At 69.1% G+C, this 592-nt stretch carries 1 protein-coding gene; it reads right to left on the bottom strand.

All coding sequences use genetic code 11. The features are described 5' to 3' along the window. The coding region (locus tag JHD07_RS09585; protein ID WP_291621393.1) for a methyltransferase domain-containing protein at positions 1–416 on the bottom strand (416 nt) is incomplete at its 3' end. Positions 417–592 lie beyond the last annotated feature (176 nt).

Here is a 592-nt window from a genome sequence, read left to right as displayed (position 1 = left end):
GAGGGCGGCTTGTCGCCGCCGATCATCGCTGCGAGCAGCAGGCCGTCGGGCTTCAGCGCCCGCCGGATTTGCGCGAGCACGCCCGGCAGGTCGTTGACGAATTGCAGGGCCAGCGCCGAGACGACGAGATCGAGGCTTTCGGGCGCGAAGGGAAGTTTTTCGGCGCCCGCTGCGTCGAGTTCAATGCGTTCGATGGAGGGAAGCCGCGTGCGCAGCGCTGCGAGCCCGTCGCCGGGCGTCCAGAGATCGGCCGGTGCCTGGAACTCGCGCATCACCGCCGCCAGCCGGTCGAACATGTCCTCGGCGACCCGATCGAGCAGGAAGGTCACCGCCCCTTGTTTTTGCGCGCGCTGCTGCCGCGCATGCAGCAAGGCGCGATCGAACAGGGCGGGCGGAGTTTGCGAGGTCTGAGCCATGCGATTGGTTACGCTGATCGCGAGAGTTCTGGCAATCTCCTCCCGCGCATCCGCTTGAGCCCACGCCGACGGACCGCTAGCCTCTGCCCCATGGAAACCGACGCCGCCCGCACCCGTTCCATCGCCGCCCCGCTGCTTGCGGCGTGGAGGGCTGGCCGCCACACGGTGTCGCGCGC

It is taken from the genome of Bradyrhizobium sp. (assembly GCF_016462955.1).
Lineage (GTDB): Bacteria > Pseudomonadota > Alphaproteobacteria > Rhizobiales > Xanthobacteraceae > Bradyrhizobium.
The sequence above is the reverse complement of the archived record's forward strand: the minus strand, read 5'-3'. Positions and strand labels throughout refer to the sequence as shown.